Genomic DNA, 18345 nt, shown 5'->3' with positions numbered 1-18345 from the left:
CAAATGATGCTACCCGCGGGTAATAAGAATCAACCCCTTACGCCCATCTGTGACGAGCGTCCCCCGGCGAACCCCCGACTCAGTACGCTGTGGCGCATGTACGGCTACGACCAGAACGCGGGTGCCGGGCAGCAGCAGTACGGCGCGCCACCGCCTCCCCCGCCGCAGCAATCGGCCCCCGGTGGCTACGGCGAGCAGCCGCTGTATCCCGAGCCGTCCCCGCCCTCGCTCGCCGACGCGGTCCGCGCCTTCACCACCGGCTCGATGTCCGCCGAGGACTTCCAGGGCATCCTCTCCACGTCCAAGGTCTACTGTCCGCGCGGTGACAACCCCGGCTTCCTGGCGCTGCACAACACCCAGCAGCCGGTGATCCCGATGTTCACCTCGCTCAAGGAGCTGCGGCGGTACGCGGGCAAGGAGTCCAAGTACTTCGTGATCACCGGTGCCGAGGTGCTCGATCTGCTGCCCACCGGGTACGGCTTCGTCCTCGACATGGAGGGCGACCACCGGATGGTCTTCGACGCCAAGGCCGTGGAGCAGATGGTCGACTTCGCGATGCGCCGGATGTACGGCTAGCAGTCCCCGCTCGGTCCGACCGGCCGGCCACCCGCACCGTGCGGGCGGTCGGCCGTCGCCGTTTCGGGCCGTCGACGGCCTTCGGTGCGTTGCCTGTTCCTGATGAATGCCCGGCTGACCTGCGTCAACGCGGGCGGGAATGCCACATGCCTTGCGGGTTGTTAAGGATTCAACTAAGTTGGCCGCATCATCGAGGAGGCCGTGATGCCCGCTGTGACCGTAGAGAACCCGCTGACCCTGCCGCGTGTGGCGGCACCTGCCGCCGCGCACACCCGTCCCGTGCTGGCCGTCGCCACCGCTCCGAGCGGTTTCGAGGGGGAGGGCTTTCCCGTGCGCCGGGCGTTCGCCGGCATCGACTACAAGCACCTCGACCCGTTCATCATGATGGACCAGATGGGCGAGGTGGAGTACGCGCCCGGAGAGGCCAAGGGCACGCCCTGGCACCCGCACCGCGGCTTCGAGACCGTCACGTACCTGCTCGACGGCACCTTTGTGCACCGTGACTCGCACGGTGGTGGCGGCACCATCAACGACGGCGACACCCAGTGGATGACGGCCGGCTCGGGTCTGCTGCACATCGAGGCGCCGCCGGAGGCGCTGGTGATGTCCGGCGGTCTCTTCCATGGCCTCCAGCTGTGGGTGAACCTGCCGAAGAGCGACAAGATGATGGCCCCGCGCTACCAGGACATCGGCGGCGGCAAGGTCAAGCTGCTGACCTCGGCCGACGGCGGTGCGCTGCTGCGGCTGATCGCCGGTGAGGTCGACGGCCACCAGGGGCCGGGGGTCACCCACACCCCGATCACGATGATGCACCTCTCCGTGAACCCGGGCGCCGAGGTGACCCTGCCCTGGCGGCAGGACTTCAACGGCCTCGCCTACGCCCTGGCCGGGCGCGGCACGGCCGGTGCCGAGGGGCGCCCGTTCCGTATGGGGCAGGCGGTGGTGTTCGGTGCCGGCGACGCGATCACGCTCCGGGCGGAGGAGAGCCAGGAGTCGCGCAGCCCCAACTTCGAGGTGGTGCTGCTGGGTGGGCGCCCGATCCGCGAGCCGATGATGCATTACGGCCCGTTCGTGATGAACACCCACGCCGAACTGGCCCAGGCCTTCGAGGACTTCCAGGCCGGGCGGCTCGGCACGATCCCCGCCGACGCGCGCTGACGCTTCGTCGGACGCGGGCGCCGGTGTGGTGCGGGGCGGTGTTTCACGTGAAACACCGCCCCGCTTCCGTTCGGGGGCCGCTCCCGGCCCCCTCGCCGTGGTGGACTGTCAGGGTGCGAAACGACTCGGATCATGACCAAGGGGGCAGTGCGGGGGAAAGGCCGCCGCCCGACAAGCCGTTGCTGCCGGTCGCGGCCCGGCGGGCCGCTGCCTGGTGCCTGGTCGGGCTGCTGATCGCGGCCGTCCTGGCCCTCGTGGTGTGGCTGTGCGTCTTCCTGAGCGCGGCGGTCACCCCCGTACTGCTGGCGCTGCTCGGCAGTGCGCTGCTCGGACCGCTCTACCGGCGGCTGGTGGCGATGCGGCTCAACCACTCGCTGGCGGCCGGACTGACCTGCGCCGTCCTGGTGCTGGTGGTCGGTGGCGCCGGCTACATCGTGGTCAGCGCGCTGGTCGACACCGGGGACCAGATCCTCGCCTCGCTCAAGGACGCCGCCGAGGGCCTCTCCAAGGCCCTCGGTGTCGCCGGCACCTCGTTCGGGGACCTCGTCTCCCACGCCAAGGGCCTGGCCTCCAAGTTCGGCGGCGCCGCGGCGTCCGGGCTGCTGGCCGGTGTCAGCGTCGTCGGCCAGTTCATCGCTGCCTCGGTGCTGGCCCTGCTGCTGACGTTCTTCTTCCTGCGGGACTCGGACAAGGCGGTGCGCGCCCTGCACGGCTGGGCGCCCGGCGGCTCGGCGCCGCAGCTGGAGCGGATGGCCCGCCGCGGCTTCCGGTCCATCGAGGGCTTTATGCGCGGCACCACCTTCATCGCGCTGATCGACGCGCTCTGCATCACCGTCGGACTGCTGGTCCTGAAGGTGCCGGGCGCCGCCGGCCTGGGTGCGCTGGTCTTCGTCGGCGCCTACATCCCCTACCTCGGCGCCCTCATCTCGGGCACGGTCGCGGTGCTGGTGGCGTTCGCCGACCGTGGCTTTGTGATCGCGCTGTGGGCGCTGGGGGTGGTCCTCGCCGTGCAGGTGCTGGAGGGCCATGTGCTCCAGCCGATGATCCAGAGCCGGACGGTCCGGATGCACCCGGCGACCGTCTTGCTGGCGATCACGGCGGGCGCCAGCATCGCCGGCATCCTCGGGATGCTGCTGTCCGTGCCGCTGACCGCCGCGGTCACCGGTGTGCTGCACGAGCTGCGCGAGCACTATGCCGCGGGTTCGGACTCCGATGCCGGTGCGGAACCCGGCGACACCGGTCCCGCCGCCTCCGCCGCGTCCTCGTAGAGCTCGAACCACGTCGACTTGCCGTCCCCGCGCGGATCCACCCCCCAGGCGCCGGCCAGCAGCTCCAGCAGCACCAGCCCGCGGCCCGAGGAGGCCAGTTCCCCGGGGCTGCGGCGGTGCGGCAGTTCGTCGCTGCCGTCGGAGACGTCGACGCGGATCCGCCGGGCGCCGTGCGGGCCGGAGATCTCGGCGACCAGCAGCGCATCCCCGTCGGTGTGCAGCAGGACGTTGGTGACCATCTCGGAGACCATCAGCACCGCCGAGTCGACCTGGTCCGGATCGGCCCAGTCGTGCAGCACCTCGCGGACCTGCCGGCGCGCCTCGGCTATCCGCTCCGGTTCGGCCTGGGCGACCGAGAGCACCGTCCGCCGCACCGGCTGCTGCGGCAGCAGGCCTCCGGTGCCCACCCCGCAGCTGGCCCCGTCGCGGCTGAGCAGCAGCAGGGCGATGTCGTCCTCGCGGCGGTCCACCAGCGGTCCGGTGGTGTGGTGCGAGGACGGCCCGTGCACGGCCTGCACCAGCGCATCGGCCAGCCGCTCCAGGCTCTCGCCGTCCTGGTTGCCCTCATGTGACTCGATGAGGTCGCGCAGCCGGGCCCAGCCGGTCTCCAGGTCGTGGCCGCCGGTCTCGATCAGCCCGTCGGTGCAGACCACCATGGTCTCGCCGGGCTCCAGGACGAGCCGGGTGGTGGGGTAGTCGGCGTCCGGGACGATGCCCAGCGGCAGTCCGCCCGCGGTGGGCCGCACCAGCATCGTGCCGTCGGCCAGCCGGATCGCCGGATCGGGGTGGCCGGCCCGGGCGATGTCCAGCAGCCCGGTCGCCGGGTCCACCTCGATGTACAGACAGGTCGCGAAGCGCTGGTCCTCGCCGTGGCCGCGGCACTCGGTCTCGTTGATCCCGGCCAGGAATCGGGAGGCACGCGAGAGCACCGCGTCGGGGTGGTGCCCCTCGGAGGCATAGGCGCGCAGCGCGATCCGCAGCTGCCCCATCAGGCCGGCGGCCCGTACGTCGTGCCCCTGGACGTCCCCGATGACCAGCGCGATCCGTCCGGACGGCAGCGGGATCATGTCGTACCAGTCGCCGCCCACCTCCAGTCCACCGCCGGTCGGGACGTAGCGGGCCGCCACCGTCATCCCCGGGATGTCCGGCTGCACCGTGGGCATCATGCTGCGCTGCAGCCCCAGCGCCAGCTCCTGCTGCTCCTCCTGGACGCCGGCCCTGGCCAGTGCCTGGGCCAGCATCCGGGCGACGGTGGTCAGCACCGCGCGCTCGTCGGGGGTGAAGGCGACCGGCTGGGCGAACCCGGCCATCCACGCGCCGATCGTCCGTCCCGCGTTGACCAGCGGCAAGAACGCCCAGGACGTACGGCCGAAGCGGGCGGCCAGCGGCCAGGTGGCGGGGAAGCGGCGGCGGTACTCCTCGGGGCTGGGCAGGTAGAGGGCCCTGCCGGTGCGGATGACCTCGGCGGCCGGGTAGTCGGACTCCAGCGGCATGCCGAGGAAGGGCCGCTCGTCGCCGGGGCGGTGGCCGTGGTGGCCGATCACCGAGAGCCGGTCGCCCTCGATGCCGAAGACCGCCAGCCCGTCCGGCATAAAGCCGGGCATGGCGAGCCCGGCCGCCACCCGCAGCACCTCGGCCGTGGACCGCGCCTCGGCCAGCGCCCGTCCGGCGTCCAGCAGGAAGGCCTCCCGGGAGCGGCGCCAGTCGCCGGTGATCGGGGTGTGCGCCGCGGAGGTCCCGGGCTGTGGCTCGGGCACCTCCTGGAGGGTGCCGACCAGCTCGAAGTCCCCGTCGACCGTCCGGGGCCGGGAGCGGGAGCGGACGATGCGCAGCACCCGCCCGCGCTCGTCCACGATGCGCAGCCGGGCCTCGGCGAGCGTCTCCTCGGCCACCGCGAGCCGGACGATCCCGTTGATCTCGGCGAAGTCGACGGGGTGGAAGCGGGAGCGTACGGCCGCCTCGCTGAGCTCCACCGGCTCGGCGGGCAGCCCCAGCAGCCGGGCCGCCTCGGCATCGAGGGCCACCCGGCCCGAGGCGTTGTCCCAGCGCCACAGGCCGGTCGCGATGGCGGCCAGGAGGTCCTCGGTGCGCATTGCCTCACTTTAGGTGCGTTTGGCGAGGGCCGACCAGAGAGGCGGGCGTGACCCTGCTCCCAGTCCGGCGCCGCCGCTCCCGGCTCCGGCTGCTGTGATGCGTATATGTCAACGAGAGCTCGGGGTCGGGACGGTAACCTGGAGCGGTTATGCCAATCCTGGGGTGGCCTTTCGGGTGACCGACGGGAGAGCGACCGGGCGTCCGAGCCCGTGCCCCGCTCCCTCTCCTCCCTGCCCGACAACTCCTCACCTCGACACTCGCGACGACTTGGATGAGCGATGCACCGGTACCGGTCCCATAACTGCGGCGAGCTCCGAGCCGCGGACGTCGACACGGACGTCCGCCTCAGCGGCTGGCTGCACAATCGACGTGACCTGGGCGGCATCCTCTTCATCGATCTGCGCGACCACTACGGCATCACGCAGCTCGTGGCCCGCCCCGGCACCGCGGCCGCCGAGGTGCTGGACAAGCTGACCAAGGAGACCGTCGTCCGCGTCGACGGCCGGGTGGTCTCGCGCGGCGCCGACAACGTCAACCCCGAGCTGCCCACCGGCGAGATCGAGATCGAGGCCAGTGAGGTCGAGGTCCTGGGCGCCGCCCAGCAGATCCCCTTCACGATCAACGCCGACGACGGCGTCAACGAGGAGAAGCGCCTGGAGTACCGCTTCCTCGACCTGCGCCGCGAGCGGATGCACCGCAACATCATGCTGCGCTCCGCGGTCATCTCGGCCATCCGTCACAAGATGACGACCCTCGGCTTCAACGAGATGGCCACGCCGATCCTCAGCGCCACCTCCCCGGAGGGCGCCCGTGACTTCGTGGTGCCCTCGCGCCTCCACCCGGGCAAGTTCTACGCGCTGCCGCAGGCCCCGCAGCAGTTCAAGCAGCTGCTGATGATCTCGGGCTTCGACCGCTACTTCCAGATCGCCCCCTGCTTCCGGGACGAGGACGCCCGCGCGGACCGCTCGCCGGGCGAGTTCTACCAGCTCGACATCGAGATGTCCTTCGTCGAGCAGGAGGACGTCTTCCAGCCGGTCGAGAAGCTGATGTTCGAGCTGTTCGAGGAGTTCGGCGGCGGCCGCCACGTCACCTCGCCGTTCCCGCGCATCCCGTTCCGCGAGGCGATGCTCAAGTACGGCTCCGACAAGCCGGACCTGCGTGCCCAGCTGGAACTGGTCGACATCTCGGACGTCTTCGAGGGCTCGGAGTTCAAGGCCTTCGCGGGCAAGCACGTCCGTGCACTGCCGGTGCCGGCCGTGCAGGACCAGCCGCGCAAGTTCTTCGACCAGCTCGGCGACTTCGCGGTCCAGCAGGGCGCCAAGGGTCTGGCCTGGGTGCGCGTCGGCCAGGACGGTGCGCTGTCCGGCCCGATCGCCAAGTTCCTGACCGAGGAGAACGTCAAGGTCCTCACCGAGCGCCTCGGCCTGGAGGCCGGTCACGCGGTCTTCTTCGGCGCGGGTGAGTTCGACGAGGTCTCCAAGATCATGGGCGCGGTCCGCGTCGAGGCGGCCAAGCGCGCCGGCCACTTCGAGGAGAACGTCTTCCGCTTCTGCTGGATCGTCGACTTCCCGATGTACGAGCGGGACGAGGAGACCGGCAAGATCGACTTCTCCCACAACCCCTTCTCCATGCCGCAGGGCGGCCTGGAGGCGCTGGAGAACCAGGACCCGCTGGACATCCTGGGCTGGCAGTACGACATCGTCTGCAACGGCGTGGAGCTGTCCTCCGGTGCGATCCGGAACCACGAGCCCGAGATCATGATCAAGGCCTTCGAGATCGCGGGCTACGACCGGGAGACCGTGGAGCAGCAGTTCGCCGGTATGCTGCGCGCCTTCCGCTTCGGCGCCCCGCCGCACGGCGGTATCGCCCCCGGCGTCGACCGCATCGTCATGCTGCTCGCGGACGAGCCGAACATCCGCGAGACCATCGCGTTCCCGCTGAACGGCAACGCGCAGGACCTGATGATGGGCGCGCCGACCGAGCTGGAGGAGACCCGGCTCAAGGAGCTCCATCTGACGGTCCGCAAGCCGCAGGCGAAGTAGCCGCCGGCGGAGCCACGGACCGGTCCAGGGGCGGTGTTTCACGTGAAACACCGCCCTTTGGCGTGAACGGCCGCGTGCTCCAACCGCACCACTGGTGTGGCCGGTTCCGGGCGCCGCACGCACTGTGGTGCCCATGCAGCAAGCCAGCCTCCTCCCCGGTACCGCCGACCTGGGCGCGCGGACCCCTACGGCACACCTCGCCCCGGTCCGCGATCTGCGATGGCTCGTCGCCCTGGCCGGGGTCTTCACCGCCGCCCAGCTCTACCTCGCCGTGCTCACCCCCGGCCTGGGCTGGGACGAGACGGTCTATGTGAGCCAGGTCGACCCGCACGCCCCGGCGGCCTTCTTCAGCGCCCCGCGCGCCCGAGGCGTCAGCCTCCTGCTCGCCCCGCTCGCCGTCCTGACCACCTCTCCCCTCGCCCTGCACTGTTACCTCGCGGTGCTTTCCGGCGCCGGATTCCTGCTCGCCCTGTGCCTGTGGCGACGCCTGCTGCCCGCCCCCGTACCAGCCCTGGGCGGTGCGCTGTTCGCCGGTCTCTGGGTCACCCTCTTCTACGGCCCTCAGGCGATGCCCAACCTGTGGACCGGCTATGCCGCGCTGATCGCCACCGGCTGCTTCCTGCTGGCGGTCCGTCAGCCGCCGGCCCAACTGGCTCCCGGAGCCGGCCGGGGCGCGGCGCTCGGCCTCGCCGCGGCGGTCGCGGTGGCCGCGCTGATGCGTCCCATCGACGCGGTCTGGCTGGCCCTGCCACTGTGCGTCGCGGCGCTGTGCGTGCCGGCCTGGCGGCGCGCCACGGTGCTGCTGGCGCTCCCGGCCGGGCTGCTCCTCGGGTGCGCCGAGTGGGCGGTGGAGGCCTGGCTGTCGTACGGCGGGCTGCCGGCCCGGCTGCGGCAGGCGGCGGAGATCCAGGGCGGGCTGGGCTGGCACCCGTCCTTCGGCGACCACGCCCGGGCGCTCCAGGGAAAGACCCTGTGCCGTCCCTGCGAGCTGGCCTGGGAGCACCCGGTGACGGTGGTGTGGTGGCTGCTGCTGCCGCTGGCGGTCGCCGGGGCGGTGTGGGCGGCGGCCCGCGCCAGCGAGCCCGGGGGCACGCTGCACCGCTACGGGCCGGTCTGGCCCACCCCCCGCGGCCGGGTGCCGGGCGCGGGCCCCGGCAAGCTCGGCCTGGAGCCGGTCCGCCTGGGCACCCTCGGCCTGAATCCGGTGCGCGCGGTCGGCCTCGGGCTCGACGGCGCGATGCACCGGTACGGGCCGGCCTGGCCGACGCAGGGCCTGCGTGACCCCGGCGGCGCCCGGCACCGCTACGGACCGGGCCCGATCGCCCTCCCGGCCCTGGTCGGCCTCTGCCTCGCCGTCCCGTACCTGCTGATGGTGGACTACGCCGCGCCGCGCTTCCTGCTGCCCGCCTACGCCCTGCTGCTGATGCCCGCCGCCTGGTTCCTGTATTGGCTGACCCTGCTGCCCCGCCGCCGGCACGCCTGGGCGGTCGCCGTCCTGGTCGTGGTGCTGCTGGGGCACGAAGCGGTGCAGCTGGCGATCCTGCGCTCCATGCAGCGGGCCACCGTCCGTGCGCAGCATGACACCGCCCGGATCGCCGGGACGCTGCGCACCGCCGGCGTACGGCCGCCGTGCGTGGTGAGTGGGGAGGAGGCGGTGCGGGTGGCGTACGGGATCGGCTGTGCCTCCCGGCAGCCCGGCGGGCACGACGCCAGCATCACCCCGGCCGGGCTGGCCCGGCTGGGCGCCCGCCACCCCGCCGCGGTCCTCATCGCCGCCGGCCACCGGCCGCCGCACTACGCGCGTGCCTGGCGGCGGGTGCCGCTCCCGCCGACGCCCGGCCTGAAGCGGCTGACCGCCTATCTGTCACCGGCGGCGCGGCCCTGAGGTGCGCGCGGCCCTGAGGCGCGCGTGGCACTGAAGCGCGCGTGGCCCTGAGGCGCCCGCTGGGTCACCCAAGGGACGCGCCCGCCCGGTCCCCGAGGACCGGACGGGCGCGCACCAGGAGCGTGGGGCTCAGGCCTCCGAGGCTCAGGCCTCCGCACCGCCGAAGCGCTCGCGGTAGGACTCCAGGTCCTCCTCGGTGATCTTCGCGAAGAGCACCGGGGGCACTGTGAACGGGGTACCGGCCGGCACCGAAGCCAGCGCCTTCGCCTCGTCCTGGGAGACCCACACCGCGGTGTCGTCCGCCAGCACGAACGCGCTCCGCATGGCCTTCGCCGACGCCGGGATGAAGGGCTCGGAGACCACCGCGTAGAGGTGGATGAGGTTCATCGCCGTGCGCAGCGTCAGCGCCGCCGCGTCCTTGTCGGTCTTGATCTCCAGCCAGGGGGCCTTCTCCTCCAGGTAGGAGTTGCCGGCGCTCCACAGGGCGCGCAGCGAGGCCGCCGCCTTGCGGAACTGCAGCGCCTCCATGTGGCCCTCGTACTCCGCCAGCAGCCCGGCGATCTCCTCGCCCAGCTTCTGCTCGGCCGCGCCCGCCTGGGCGCCCGCGGGCACCTCGTCGCCGAACCGCTTGCGCGAGAACGACAGCACGCGGTTGACGAAGTTGCCCAGGGTGTCCGCCAGGTCCTTGTTGACCGACGAGGCGAACAGCTCCCAGGTGAAGGAGGTGTCGTCCGACTCCGGGGCGTTGGCCATCAGGAAGTAGCGCCAGTAATCGGCCGGCAGCAGCTCCAGCGCCGCGTCGGTGAAGATGCCGCGCTTCTGCGACGTGGAGAACTTCCCGCCGTAGTAGTTCAGCCAGTTGAAGGCCTTGAGGAAGTCGACCTTCTTCCAGGGCTCACGGGTCCCGAGCTGGGTCGCCGGGAACATCACGGAGTGGAACGGCACATTGTCCTTGGCCATGAACTCCGTGTAGCGGACGTCCTCGGCCTCGTACCACCAGGCCTTCCAGTCGCGCCGCTCCGGGTCGACGTCCGCCCACTCCTTCGTCGAGCCGATGTACTCGATCGGCGCGTCGAACCAGACGTAGAAGACCTTGCCCTCGGCGGCCAGCTCCGGCCAGACGTCGGCCGGCACCGGGACGCCCCAGTCCAGGTCGCGGGTGATCGCCCGGTCCTGGAGGCCCTCGGTCAGCCACTTGTGCGCGATGGAGGACGCCAGGGTCGGCCACTCCTTGCTGCCGTTGCCCTCCAGCCAGCCCTCGACCTCGTGCTGGAGCTTCGACTGGAGCAGGAAGAGGTGCTTGGTCTCCCGCACCTCCAGCTCGCCGCTGCCGCTGATCGCCGACCGGGCGTCGATCAGGTCGGTCGGGTCCAGCACCCGGGTGCAGTTCTCGCACTGGTCGCCGCGTGCCTTGTCGTAGCCGCAGTGCGGGCAGGTGCCGACGATGTAGCGGTCGGGCAGGAAGCGGTCGTCGGCGATCGAGAAGACCTGGCGGATTGCCCGCTCCTCGATGAAGCCGTTCTCGTGCAGCTTGCGGGCGAAGTGCTGGGTGAGCTCGACGTTCTCCGTCGAGGAGCTGCGCCCGAAGTGGTCGAAGTCGAGGCCGAAGCCGTCGTAGATCGCCTTCTGCTTGTCGTGCTGCTCGGCGCAGAACGCGTCGACCGACTGGCCCGCGTCCTTCGCCGCCAGCTCGGCGGGCGTCCCGTGCTCATCGGTCGCACAGATGTAGAGCACGTCGTGCCCGCGCTGGCGCAGGTACCGGGAGTACACATCGGCCGGGAGCATGGACCCCACCATGTTGCCCAGGTGCTTGATCCCGTTGATGTACGGAAGGGCGCTGGTGATGAGGTGTCGAGCCATTGCCGGCTGCTCCCAAGTCGCTACGGTGAGTGAGGATTTGCTTTACGGAACGTCAATATCGTACTGGACGGGGTGGGGGCTCCCGCGCGGGCTTTTCCGCGGCCACCGCGGCCCCGCACGGCCGGATCGCACCGTACGGCCGGTGTCGCGGCGGGCCGTACCAGCATCGCCGGCACCCTGCGGCCGCCATCGCACCGGCTGCGCCGGCGGCACCGTACGGCCGGCTTCTCGCGGCGAGCCGCGCCGGCGTCACCGCCCGGCGGGCCCGCTCCCGCCCGCCCCCGGTGCCTGCTGCGGGGGCCGCGCGTTCACCAGCACCCCGGCGATCAGCGCGGCGACCAGCATGATCGCCGACCCCACGCCGATGGCCACGGTGAAGCCGTGCACCACCCCGGCCTTCACCACCCCCTCCCGCACCGCCGGCGTCAGCCCCTGGCCGCCGGCTCGCCGCGCCGCCTCGGCCAGGCGGCCGGCGATGTACGCCGCACTCGTCGAGGCGGCGATGGTGTTCAGCAGCGCGGTGCCGATCGACCCTCCCACCTGCTGTGCGGTGTTGACCGTCGCGGAGGTGACGCCCGCGTCGTGCGGGGCGACCCCGCTCGTGGCGGTGGCCATCACCGGCATGAACGTCAGCCCCATCCCCAGCCCGACCAGCAGCTCGGCCGGCAGCACATGGGACACATACGCGGGCCGGGCGGTCAGGAACGTCAGTGTGAACAGCCCCGCCGACGCGAGCAGCGCCCCGGGCACCATCAGGCGCCGCGGCGGAACCCGGTGCAGCAGCCGCGCCGATATCTGCGTCGACCCCACCACGATCGCCGCGACCATCGGCAGGAAGGCCAGTCCGGTCCGGACCGGCGAGTACCCCAGCACCGTCTGCAGGTAGTAGGTCATGAACAGGAACATCCCGAACATGCCGATCACCGCCAGTGCCATGGTCATGATCGCGCCGCCGCGGTTCCGGTCCCGCACGATGTGCAGCGGTAGCAGCGGGTGCCGCGCCCGGGTCTGCCACCACGCGAAGGTCGCCAGCAGCAACACGCCGCCCACCAGCATCCCCACGACCAGGCCGTCGCCCCAGCCCCGCGGCTCCGCCTCGCTGCACCCGTAGACGATCGCCACCAGCCCGCCGCACCCCAGCACCGCACTGGGCGCGTCCAGCGTCACCCGCCCCCGGTCGGCCGCGGCCCGCAGGAACACCGCCGCGCCCACCAGGGCCACCGCCGCGACCGGCACATTCACATACAGGCACCAGCGCCAGGTCAGGTACTCGGTCAGCAGCCCGCCCGCGATCAGCCCGATGGCCGCGCCGCCGCCCGCGATTGCCCCGTAGATCCCGAAGGCCTTGCTGCGCTCCTTGCCCCGCGTGAACGTGGTCGTCAGCAGGGACAGCGCGCTCGGCGCCAGCAGCGCCGCGAACGCCCCCTGCAGGGCCCGCGCCCCGAACAGCAGGCCGGAGCCGCCGGCCGCCCCGCCCAGCCCGGACGCCACGGCGAACCCCACCAGCCCGATCATGAACGTCCGCTTGCGCCCCACCAAGTCGGCGATCCGCCCGCCCAGCAGCAACAGCCCGCCGAACGCGAGCGTGTACGCGGTGATCACCCACTGCCGGTTCGCGTCCGATATCCCCAGGTCCCGCTGGGCCGACGGCAGGGCGATGTTCACGATCGAGGCGTCCAGCACCACCATCAGCTGGGCCAGGGCGATCACCCCCAGCGCCCACCAGCGCCGGGGGTCGGGCGTATCGGGCACCGCCCAGCTCGGGGTGGGCGGCCGCTGTACGGCAGGAGGCGGCTCCCCGCCCCCGTCTCCCCCTCGGCCCACGTCATCCATGACGACCCTGCCTGTCCCGCCGGTACGGCCACCCCGGTCCACCCGGCACCCGAAGCCGGGCGAACGGGATCATGCGGGGCGCTTCACCCAATCAGCCTAGGCAGGGAGACGGGGGCGCGCCTGCTGTGGTGCGGCGGCCATGGACGGCGGGCAGCGGGCTGCGGGTAGGGGCGGCGGGTAGGGGGCGGCGGAGGTGGCGGCGGCAAGGGCGCCGGCCGCGGCGGGCCGGTGGGCCCGGCCGCGGCCGGTGGGGTGCCTGGGGAACGGGCGGGCGTCAGCCGTTCTTGACGATCCCGGCGGTGCGGGCCTCGGTGAGCCACTCGGGGAACTCGACCATCAGCTGCTGGTAGAGCTCGTCGTTCGAGAGGCTGCGCGGGTCCCGGCCGGCGTGGAAGAAGCCCGCGTTGTCGACCACGCGCTTCTCGGGAACGGTCAGGTCGTCGAGCTTGCGGAGGAAGTCGAAGCCCTTGGCGTCCGGGTCGCCGAAGCCGATGAACTGCCAGAAGAGGGGCAGCTCGGCCGCCTCGCACAGAGCCCGCTCGGCGGCCGGCTTGGAGGTCGGGGCGCCGTCGGTCTGGAAGATGACGAACGCGGGGGCGGTGCTTCCCGAGCTCTTGTAGTGCTCGACCACGGCGTTGATGGCCCAGTGGTAGTTGGTGCGGCCCATGTGGCCGAGGCCGGAGTGCAGCTCCTCGATGCGGCCCTCGTAGTTGCTGAGGTCGACGTCGGCGGTGCCGTCGACGTCGGTGGAGAAGAAGACGACGGGGACGGTCGCGTCGTCGTCGAAGTGGGCGGCGAGGGCCAGCGCCTGCTCGGCGAGGTTCTGGACCGTGCCGTCCTTGTAGTAGTTCCGCATCGAGCCGGACCGGTCGAGGACCAGGTAGACGGCGGCGCGCTGGGTGGCGAGCCCCTGCTTGTCCAGGGTGGCTCCGGCGGACTTGTAGAGGCTGACGAGTGCGGGGGCGGTGGCGGCGAGCGAGGAGTCGGGGGCGGCGCCGGCGACGGGCGCGGGTGCCTCGGCGACCTCGGGGGCCTCGGGGGCCTCAGGCGTCTCGGCCGTCTCCGGTGCCTCGGCTGCTTCCGCTGCCTCGGTGGCCTCGGTGGCCTCGGTGGCTTCGGGTACGGCGGGTGCCTCGGGGGCTTCAGATACGGCGGGTGCCTCGGGGGCTTCAGATACGGCGGGTGCTTCGGGCACCTCCGTGGCCGCGCTCGGCTCAGCGGCCGCGCTGACCTCGGTGGCCTCAGCGGCCGGGGCAGCCTCGGCGTCCGGCTCCGGGGCGGCTGTGGCGTCCGGCTCCGGGGTGGCTTCGGGGCGGGGCTCCGGCTCGGTGGCGGCCTCGGGCTCGGCGGCGGCCTGCGGCCGGGGTTCCGCCTCCGGCTCCGGCGCGGGCGTGGTCTCCGGCGCGGGCTCGGGCTTGGCCTCTGCTTCCGCCTCCGGCGCGGGCGCAGGCTTGGCCTCGGCCTCCGGCTTGACCTTGGTCTCTCCCTCCGGCTCGGCCTCCGGCTCGGCCTCCGCCTCCGGCGCCTCCGACACGGCGGGCGCCTCGGGCACGGCGGGGGCCTCGGGCACGGCGGGGGCCTCGGGCACGGCGGGGGCCTCGGCCTCGGCGGTCGTGGCCGCCCGTGCCGCGGCCGGGTTGTCGAAGGCCTGGCTGACGAGGTCGGCGGCGGCCGTGGACGGCTCGTCCACCACCTCGGCTGCATCCTCGGTCTCGCCCGCCGCCTTCGCCACGGCCTTGCCCTGGACGTCGTCGGCCTCGGCCGCGGCCTCGTCACCGGCCGTGTCCCCGACAGCCTCGGCCGTCGCGGTGGCCTCCGCCTTGTCCTCGGCCGCAGGGAACTCCACCGGCGCCTCCGCCGGCGCCTCCACGGTCTCCCGTACCGGCGGCTCCGTCCGGTCCGCCCGGCTGCCCTGGGCCGGCAGCGTGGCGGTGGTCGGGGCGGGTGCCGGGGCCGCGGGGCGGTCCTCGGGCGGGGCCGTGCGGGCGGCGGGCACCTCCGCTTCCGCAGCGGGGGCCGGGGCCGCCTCCTCGCGGGCCTCCGGGATGGTCGCGGACTCCGGCGTGCCGGCGCCGCTCGAGGCCGCGCCGGATTCTTCACGGGTCGCCTTCGAGCGACCGAAAGCGTTGCGCAGCAGACTCCGAATGCCCATCGGCGAACCTCTCTTGCGTGTGGTGGGTGCGGCCTTTGTCCGTGAAGCGCGGACATGTCCCTGACCAGGACGGATACGTAAGCGTAGCGGCCGGGAAGGGCCTCACCGTGGGACCCCGCGCCTCGTGTGCTGGGCTATCCGGGGGGTCTGCCGGAGGATGTGGTTTCGGCCAACCGCGCGGTGTTCCGGCCGGATCGCATCGCTGCTGCGTACGGGCGTGCGCCGCGGCGCGTAACGGGGCGCGTGGGGCGCAGCTCAACGGGCTTGTGGCGACGGCGGATTCACCACATGTTCATGGACTCTCCCCGGCCTCCCCGACCCCTTCCCGGTCCCCGCACATCACGTCCCGGAAACGAAGTGGCAAGAGGTGGGTAAGAACTGAGTCGCTCAGGTATCCGATGCGCAGGTGTGCCCGTCTTCTCCGGTGACCATTGTCCTGAGCCGCCCGTTGTGCCTTTGGCGGCCGGTAAGTAAGGCAAGAACCCTTCCGAGGGTGACGGGAGATGTGGGCGCATGGGGCTGACCAGTCAGTCGCTCGAATACACGGTGGTCGTGCTGGCGGTGGTCTGCGTGGCCGCCACGGTGTGGCTCTGGCCCCGGCTGTCGAAGCGCGGGGTCGGACCCGTGCTGGGCAGGCTGGGCGCGATCGTGGTCACCCAGGTGTCGATCGTGTGCGCGCTCGCCCTCGCCGTGAATGCGAACTTCGAGTTCTACGGCAACTGGGACGAGCTGCTGGGCAACAACGAAGAGGCGCCGGCGTCCGTGAGCCAGGGCGGCGGACAGTACGCGTCGGTCGGCAACCTCAAGAGCGGTCTGATCCAGCCGGCCGGGCCGCAGGGCCTGGACCGGGTGACCGGCCTGCCCAAGGGGCCCGCCGACAAGGTGGGCAAGGTCGAGTCGGTACGGATCATCGGGCGCCGTACCCGGGCCATCAACCCGGGCTTCGTCTATCTGCCGCCGCAGTACTTCCAGCAGCAGTTCCGCCGGCAGCGGTTCCCCGTCATGGTCGTCATCAGCGGCTACCCGGGTGGCATCATGAACCTGGCGCAGCACCTTCAGGTGCCGCAGAACGCGGGCCGGCTGATTGCGCAGAACAAGATGCAGCCGACCGTCATCGTGATGGTGCGTCCGACGATCGCGCCGCCGCGGGACACCGAGTGCGTGGACGTGCCGGGCGGGCCGCAGGCCGAGACGTTCTTCACCAAGGACCTGCCGGACGCCATGAAGTCGGCCTACCGGGTGGGCCACGACCCCAGCGCCTGGGGCGCGTTCGGGTACTCCTCCGGCGGTACCTGCTCGCTCCAGCTGGCGATGCGCCACCCGAACGCGTACACCTCGGCGGTCTCGCTCTCCGGTGACTACGCGATCAAGGACGACCTCACCACCGGCAGCCTCTTCGGCCCCGGTCCGACGGGCGCCCAGCGCGAGCGCGAGCACGATCTGCTGTGGCGGCTGAAGCACCTGCCCGCGCCGCAGATCTCCGCGCTGGTGGCCAGTAGCCGTAAGGGCGAGGCGGATTACGGCGAGACCATGAAGTTCATCCACGCGGCGAAGTCGCCGATGCGGGTCGACTCGATCATCCTGCCCCAGGGCAGCCACCAGTTCACCACCTGGCGGCGCGAGGTGGTGCCGGCCCTGGAGTGGCAGAGCCAGCAGCTGACGTTCCCCCAGGACACCGAGAACCTGCCGCCGAAGCCCGGTACCAAGCCGGGCAGCAAGCCGGGCAGCAAGCCGGGCACGTCGACCGGGCCGTCCAAGGCGCCGGCGGCGCCCGACGGCCGTCAGCGGGTGGAGGCGGAACGCCCGCGGGGCTGATCCGCACAGCGGTACGCGCAGGGGCGCCGGGTTCTCCCGGCGCCCCTGTCGTATGCCCGGGCGGCGGTGGGTGGGGTGTGGGGACGGGCGTGCGGCGGTGGCACGGTCCGGGCGGTACATGAACCGGGCGGCCGCGGGTAACCGACGTGTCCTCGGGCACACCGCCCGGGCCCGTCGACCCGGGGAGAGCTCTCATGGTGCCTGCACAACCGGCTGACGAGGAGTGGGCGCCGGCGGCGGCGCGCGCCCCGCTGGCCGTACGGATCCTGCTGCTGGTGCTGGCGTTCGCCGCGATGGTGGCGTTCGCGGCGGTGCTGGCGCGGATCACGCTGACCCCGTCGGCGGCCTCGGTGCCGCTGACCCACCCCAACCTCCACCCGGGTGCGTCGATCCGGGACTACCTCGGTGGGGCGCCGGCGGCCGACGCGCTCAAGCAGCTCGGCGGCAATGTGCTGCTGGGCCTGCCGTTCGGCGTGCTGTTGCCGGTGCTGGAGCCGCGCGCCCGCGGGCTGGTGCGGGTGGGGGTGGCGACGGCGCTGGTGATGCTGCTGGTGGAGCTGGTGCAGGGGGCGCTGATCACCGGCCGGGCGTTCGACATCGACGATGTGATCCTCAACTGCGCCGGTGCGCTGCTCGGCTATCTGCTGCTGGGGCGTCGGCTGGGCCGGGCCGTCCACCCGCGGCGCCGGCACTGGTGGCACCGGCTGTCCGGCGCCCGGCGGGCGGCCGGGGCCAAGGCCTCCGGGGCGCAGGGCGGCTGACGGCGCGCCGGGGCCGGCCGTAGAGCCGCGGCGACCGCCAGGCGACAGGGCCTACGGCCGGTACACCATGCCCGGCTGCGGCTTCGCCGGGGACAGCAGCTGGGAGACCGTGACGACCGTGTAGCCGCGCTTCTTCAGTTCCTTGAGGATGCCGGGGACGGCCGGGACCGTGCCCGGGTAGATGTCGTGCAGCAGGATGATGCCGTCGCGTTCGGTCTGTTCGAGCACCCGCTTGGTGATCAGGGCCGAGTCGTTGGTCTGGTAGTCCTTGGCGGTGACGCTCCACAGGACCTGGGCCAGGCCGAGCTTCTTGCTGATGTCGGAGACCTTCTCGTCGGTCCGGCCCTGCGGCGGGCGCATCAGCGTGGGCGTCGTGCCGGTGATCCGGTGGACCGCTTCCTGGACGCGGGACAGTTCCCGCTCGGCCGCGGCCGGCTCGATCTCGGTCAGGATCTGGTGCGACCAGGTGTGGTTGGCCAGCTCATGGCCCTCGGCGGCGATCCGCTTCACCTCGGCGGGGCGCCGCTCCACGTGGTTCTTGCCGAGCAGGAAGAAGGTGGCGTGCACCTTCTCCCGTTTGAGGATGTCCAGCAGGCGGTTGGTGTGTTCGCTGGGGCCGGCGTCGAAGGTGAGCGCGACGCACTTGGCCTTGCGGCAGTCGACCTCGTCGGCGGCCGTGCCGTGCGGGGCGGACCGGCCCCCGCCGGTCGCGGCGAGCCGGGCGTCCTTGGCCCGCACCTCGGCCGTCGAGGCGTTGGCGCGGGCGTCGGCCGGGGCGGTGACGTCGGAGCTGGCGCAGCCGCCGAGGGTCACCAGGGAGGCGGCCGCCAGCAGCCCGGCCAGGGGCGGATGCGGCCGCCGGGAGCGCCGCCGGTGCGGACACCGGCCGTGGGGTGCACGA

General features: G+C 72.4%; 12 protein-coding genes. 7 read left to right on the top strand and 5 right to left on the bottom strand.

The annotated features are described in order from the left end of the window. Window positions 1–96 precede the first annotated feature (96 nt). From AB0G84_RS16655 to AB0G84_RS16645, 3 genes are all read left to right on the top strand, one after another. Window positions 97–576: an SseB family protein gene (locus tag AB0G84_RS16655; RefSeq protein ID WP_361320713.1), complete on the top strand. Its 480-nt coding sequence runs from the start codon at window positions 97–99 to the stop codon at window positions 574–576. Window positions 577–780: 204 nt separating this feature from the next. Beyond that, window positions 781–1734, top strand: coding sequence for a pirin family protein (locus AB0G84_RS16650; RefSeq protein WP_361320711.1), 954 nt, complete (start codon window positions 781–783; stop codon window positions 1732–1734). A 113-nt stretch (window positions 1735–1847) separates the two neighbouring features. Continuing rightward, window positions 1848–3002, top strand: a complete 1155-nt coding sequence (locus tag AB0G84_RS16645; protein ID WP_361320709.1) for an AI-2E family transporter — start codon at window positions 1848–1850, stop codon at window positions 3000–3002. Here AB0G84_RS16645 and AB0G84_RS16640 read toward each other — a convergent pair. Beyond that, complete coding sequence (locus AB0G84_RS16640; protein ID WP_361320707.1) at window positions 2924–5095, bottom strand: SpoIIE family protein phosphatase; 2172 nt, start codon at window positions 5093–5095, stop codon at window positions 2924–2926. The two genes, AB0G84_RS16645 and AB0G84_RS16640, sit on opposite strands and share 79 nt — an antisense overlap. A gap of 279 nt (window positions 5096–5374) precedes the next feature. Between AB0G84_RS16640 and aspS the strand changes: the two genes are divergently transcribed. After that, window positions 5375–7138 carry an aspartate--tRNA ligase gene (gene aspS / locus AB0G84_RS16635; protein WP_361320705.1) on the top strand — a complete coding sequence of 588 codons (1764 nt, stop codon included), beginning with the start codon at window positions 5375–5377 and terminating at the stop codon, window positions 7136–7138. Window positions 7139–7271: 133 nt separating this feature from the next. After that, complete coding sequence (locus AB0G84_RS16630) at window positions 7272–9023, top strand: hypothetical protein (protein WP_361320703.1); 1752 nt, start codon at window positions 7272–7274, stop codon at window positions 9021–9023. A gap of 144 nt (window positions 9024–9167) precedes the next feature. On the opposite strand, the gene metG is transcribed toward AB0G84_RS16630, so the two are convergent. The 3 genes from metG to AB0G84_RS16615 all read right to left on the bottom strand — a co-directional run bounded on the left by metG (window position 9168) and on the right by AB0G84_RS16615 (window position 14868). Beyond that, window positions 9168–10883: a methionine--tRNA ligase gene (gene metG, locus AB0G84_RS16625; RefSeq protein WP_361320701.1), complete on the bottom strand. Its 1716-nt coding sequence runs from the start codon at window positions 10881–10883 to the stop codon at window positions 9168–9170. A 249-nt stretch (window positions 10884–11132) separates the two neighbouring features. Next, a complete protein-coding gene (locus AB0G84_RS16620) occupies window positions 11133–12572 on the bottom strand; it encodes an MFS transporter (RefSeq protein ID WP_361321057.1) in 1440 nt (479 codons plus the stop codon). Window positions 12573–12990: 418 nt separating this feature from the next. Next, window positions 12991–14868, bottom strand: a complete 1878-nt coding sequence (locus AB0G84_RS16615) for a VWA domain-containing protein (protein ID WP_361320699.1) — start codon at window positions 14866–14868, stop codon at window positions 12991–12993. A gap of 513 nt (window positions 14869–15381) precedes the next feature. Here AB0G84_RS16615 and AB0G84_RS16610 point away from each other — a divergent pair. Both AB0G84_RS16610 and AB0G84_RS16605 read left to right on the top strand, forming a co-directional pair. Beyond that, window positions 15382–16683: an alpha/beta hydrolase-fold protein gene (locus AB0G84_RS16610; protein ID WP_361320697.1), complete on the top strand. Its 1302-nt coding sequence runs from the start codon at window positions 15382–15384 to the stop codon at window positions 16681–16683. A 194-nt stretch (window positions 16684–16877) separates the two neighbouring features. Further along, the gene (locus AB0G84_RS16605) at window positions 16878–17444 is read left to right on the top strand and encodes a VanZ family protein (protein WP_361320695.1); all 567 of its coding nucleotides are present in this window, start codon (window positions 16878–16880) and stop codon (window positions 17442–17444) included. A 51-nt stretch (window positions 17445–17495) separates the two neighbouring features. Here AB0G84_RS16605 and AB0G84_RS16600 read toward each other — a convergent pair whose 3' ends face one another. Further along, complete coding sequence (locus tag AB0G84_RS16600) at window positions 17496–18257, bottom strand: polysaccharide deacetylase family protein (protein ID WP_361320693.1); 762 nt, start codon at window positions 18255–18257, stop codon at window positions 17496–17498. Between the last annotated feature and the right edge of the window lie 88 nt (window positions 18258–18345).

The sequence above is a fragment of the Streptomyces sp. NPDC020742 genome (genome assembly GCF_040641675.1).
Classification (GTDB): Bacteria; Actinomycetota; Actinomycetes; order Streptomycetales; family Streptomycetaceae; genus Streptomyces.
The sequence above is the reverse complement of the archived record's forward strand: the minus strand, read 5'-3'. Positions and strand labels throughout refer to the sequence as shown.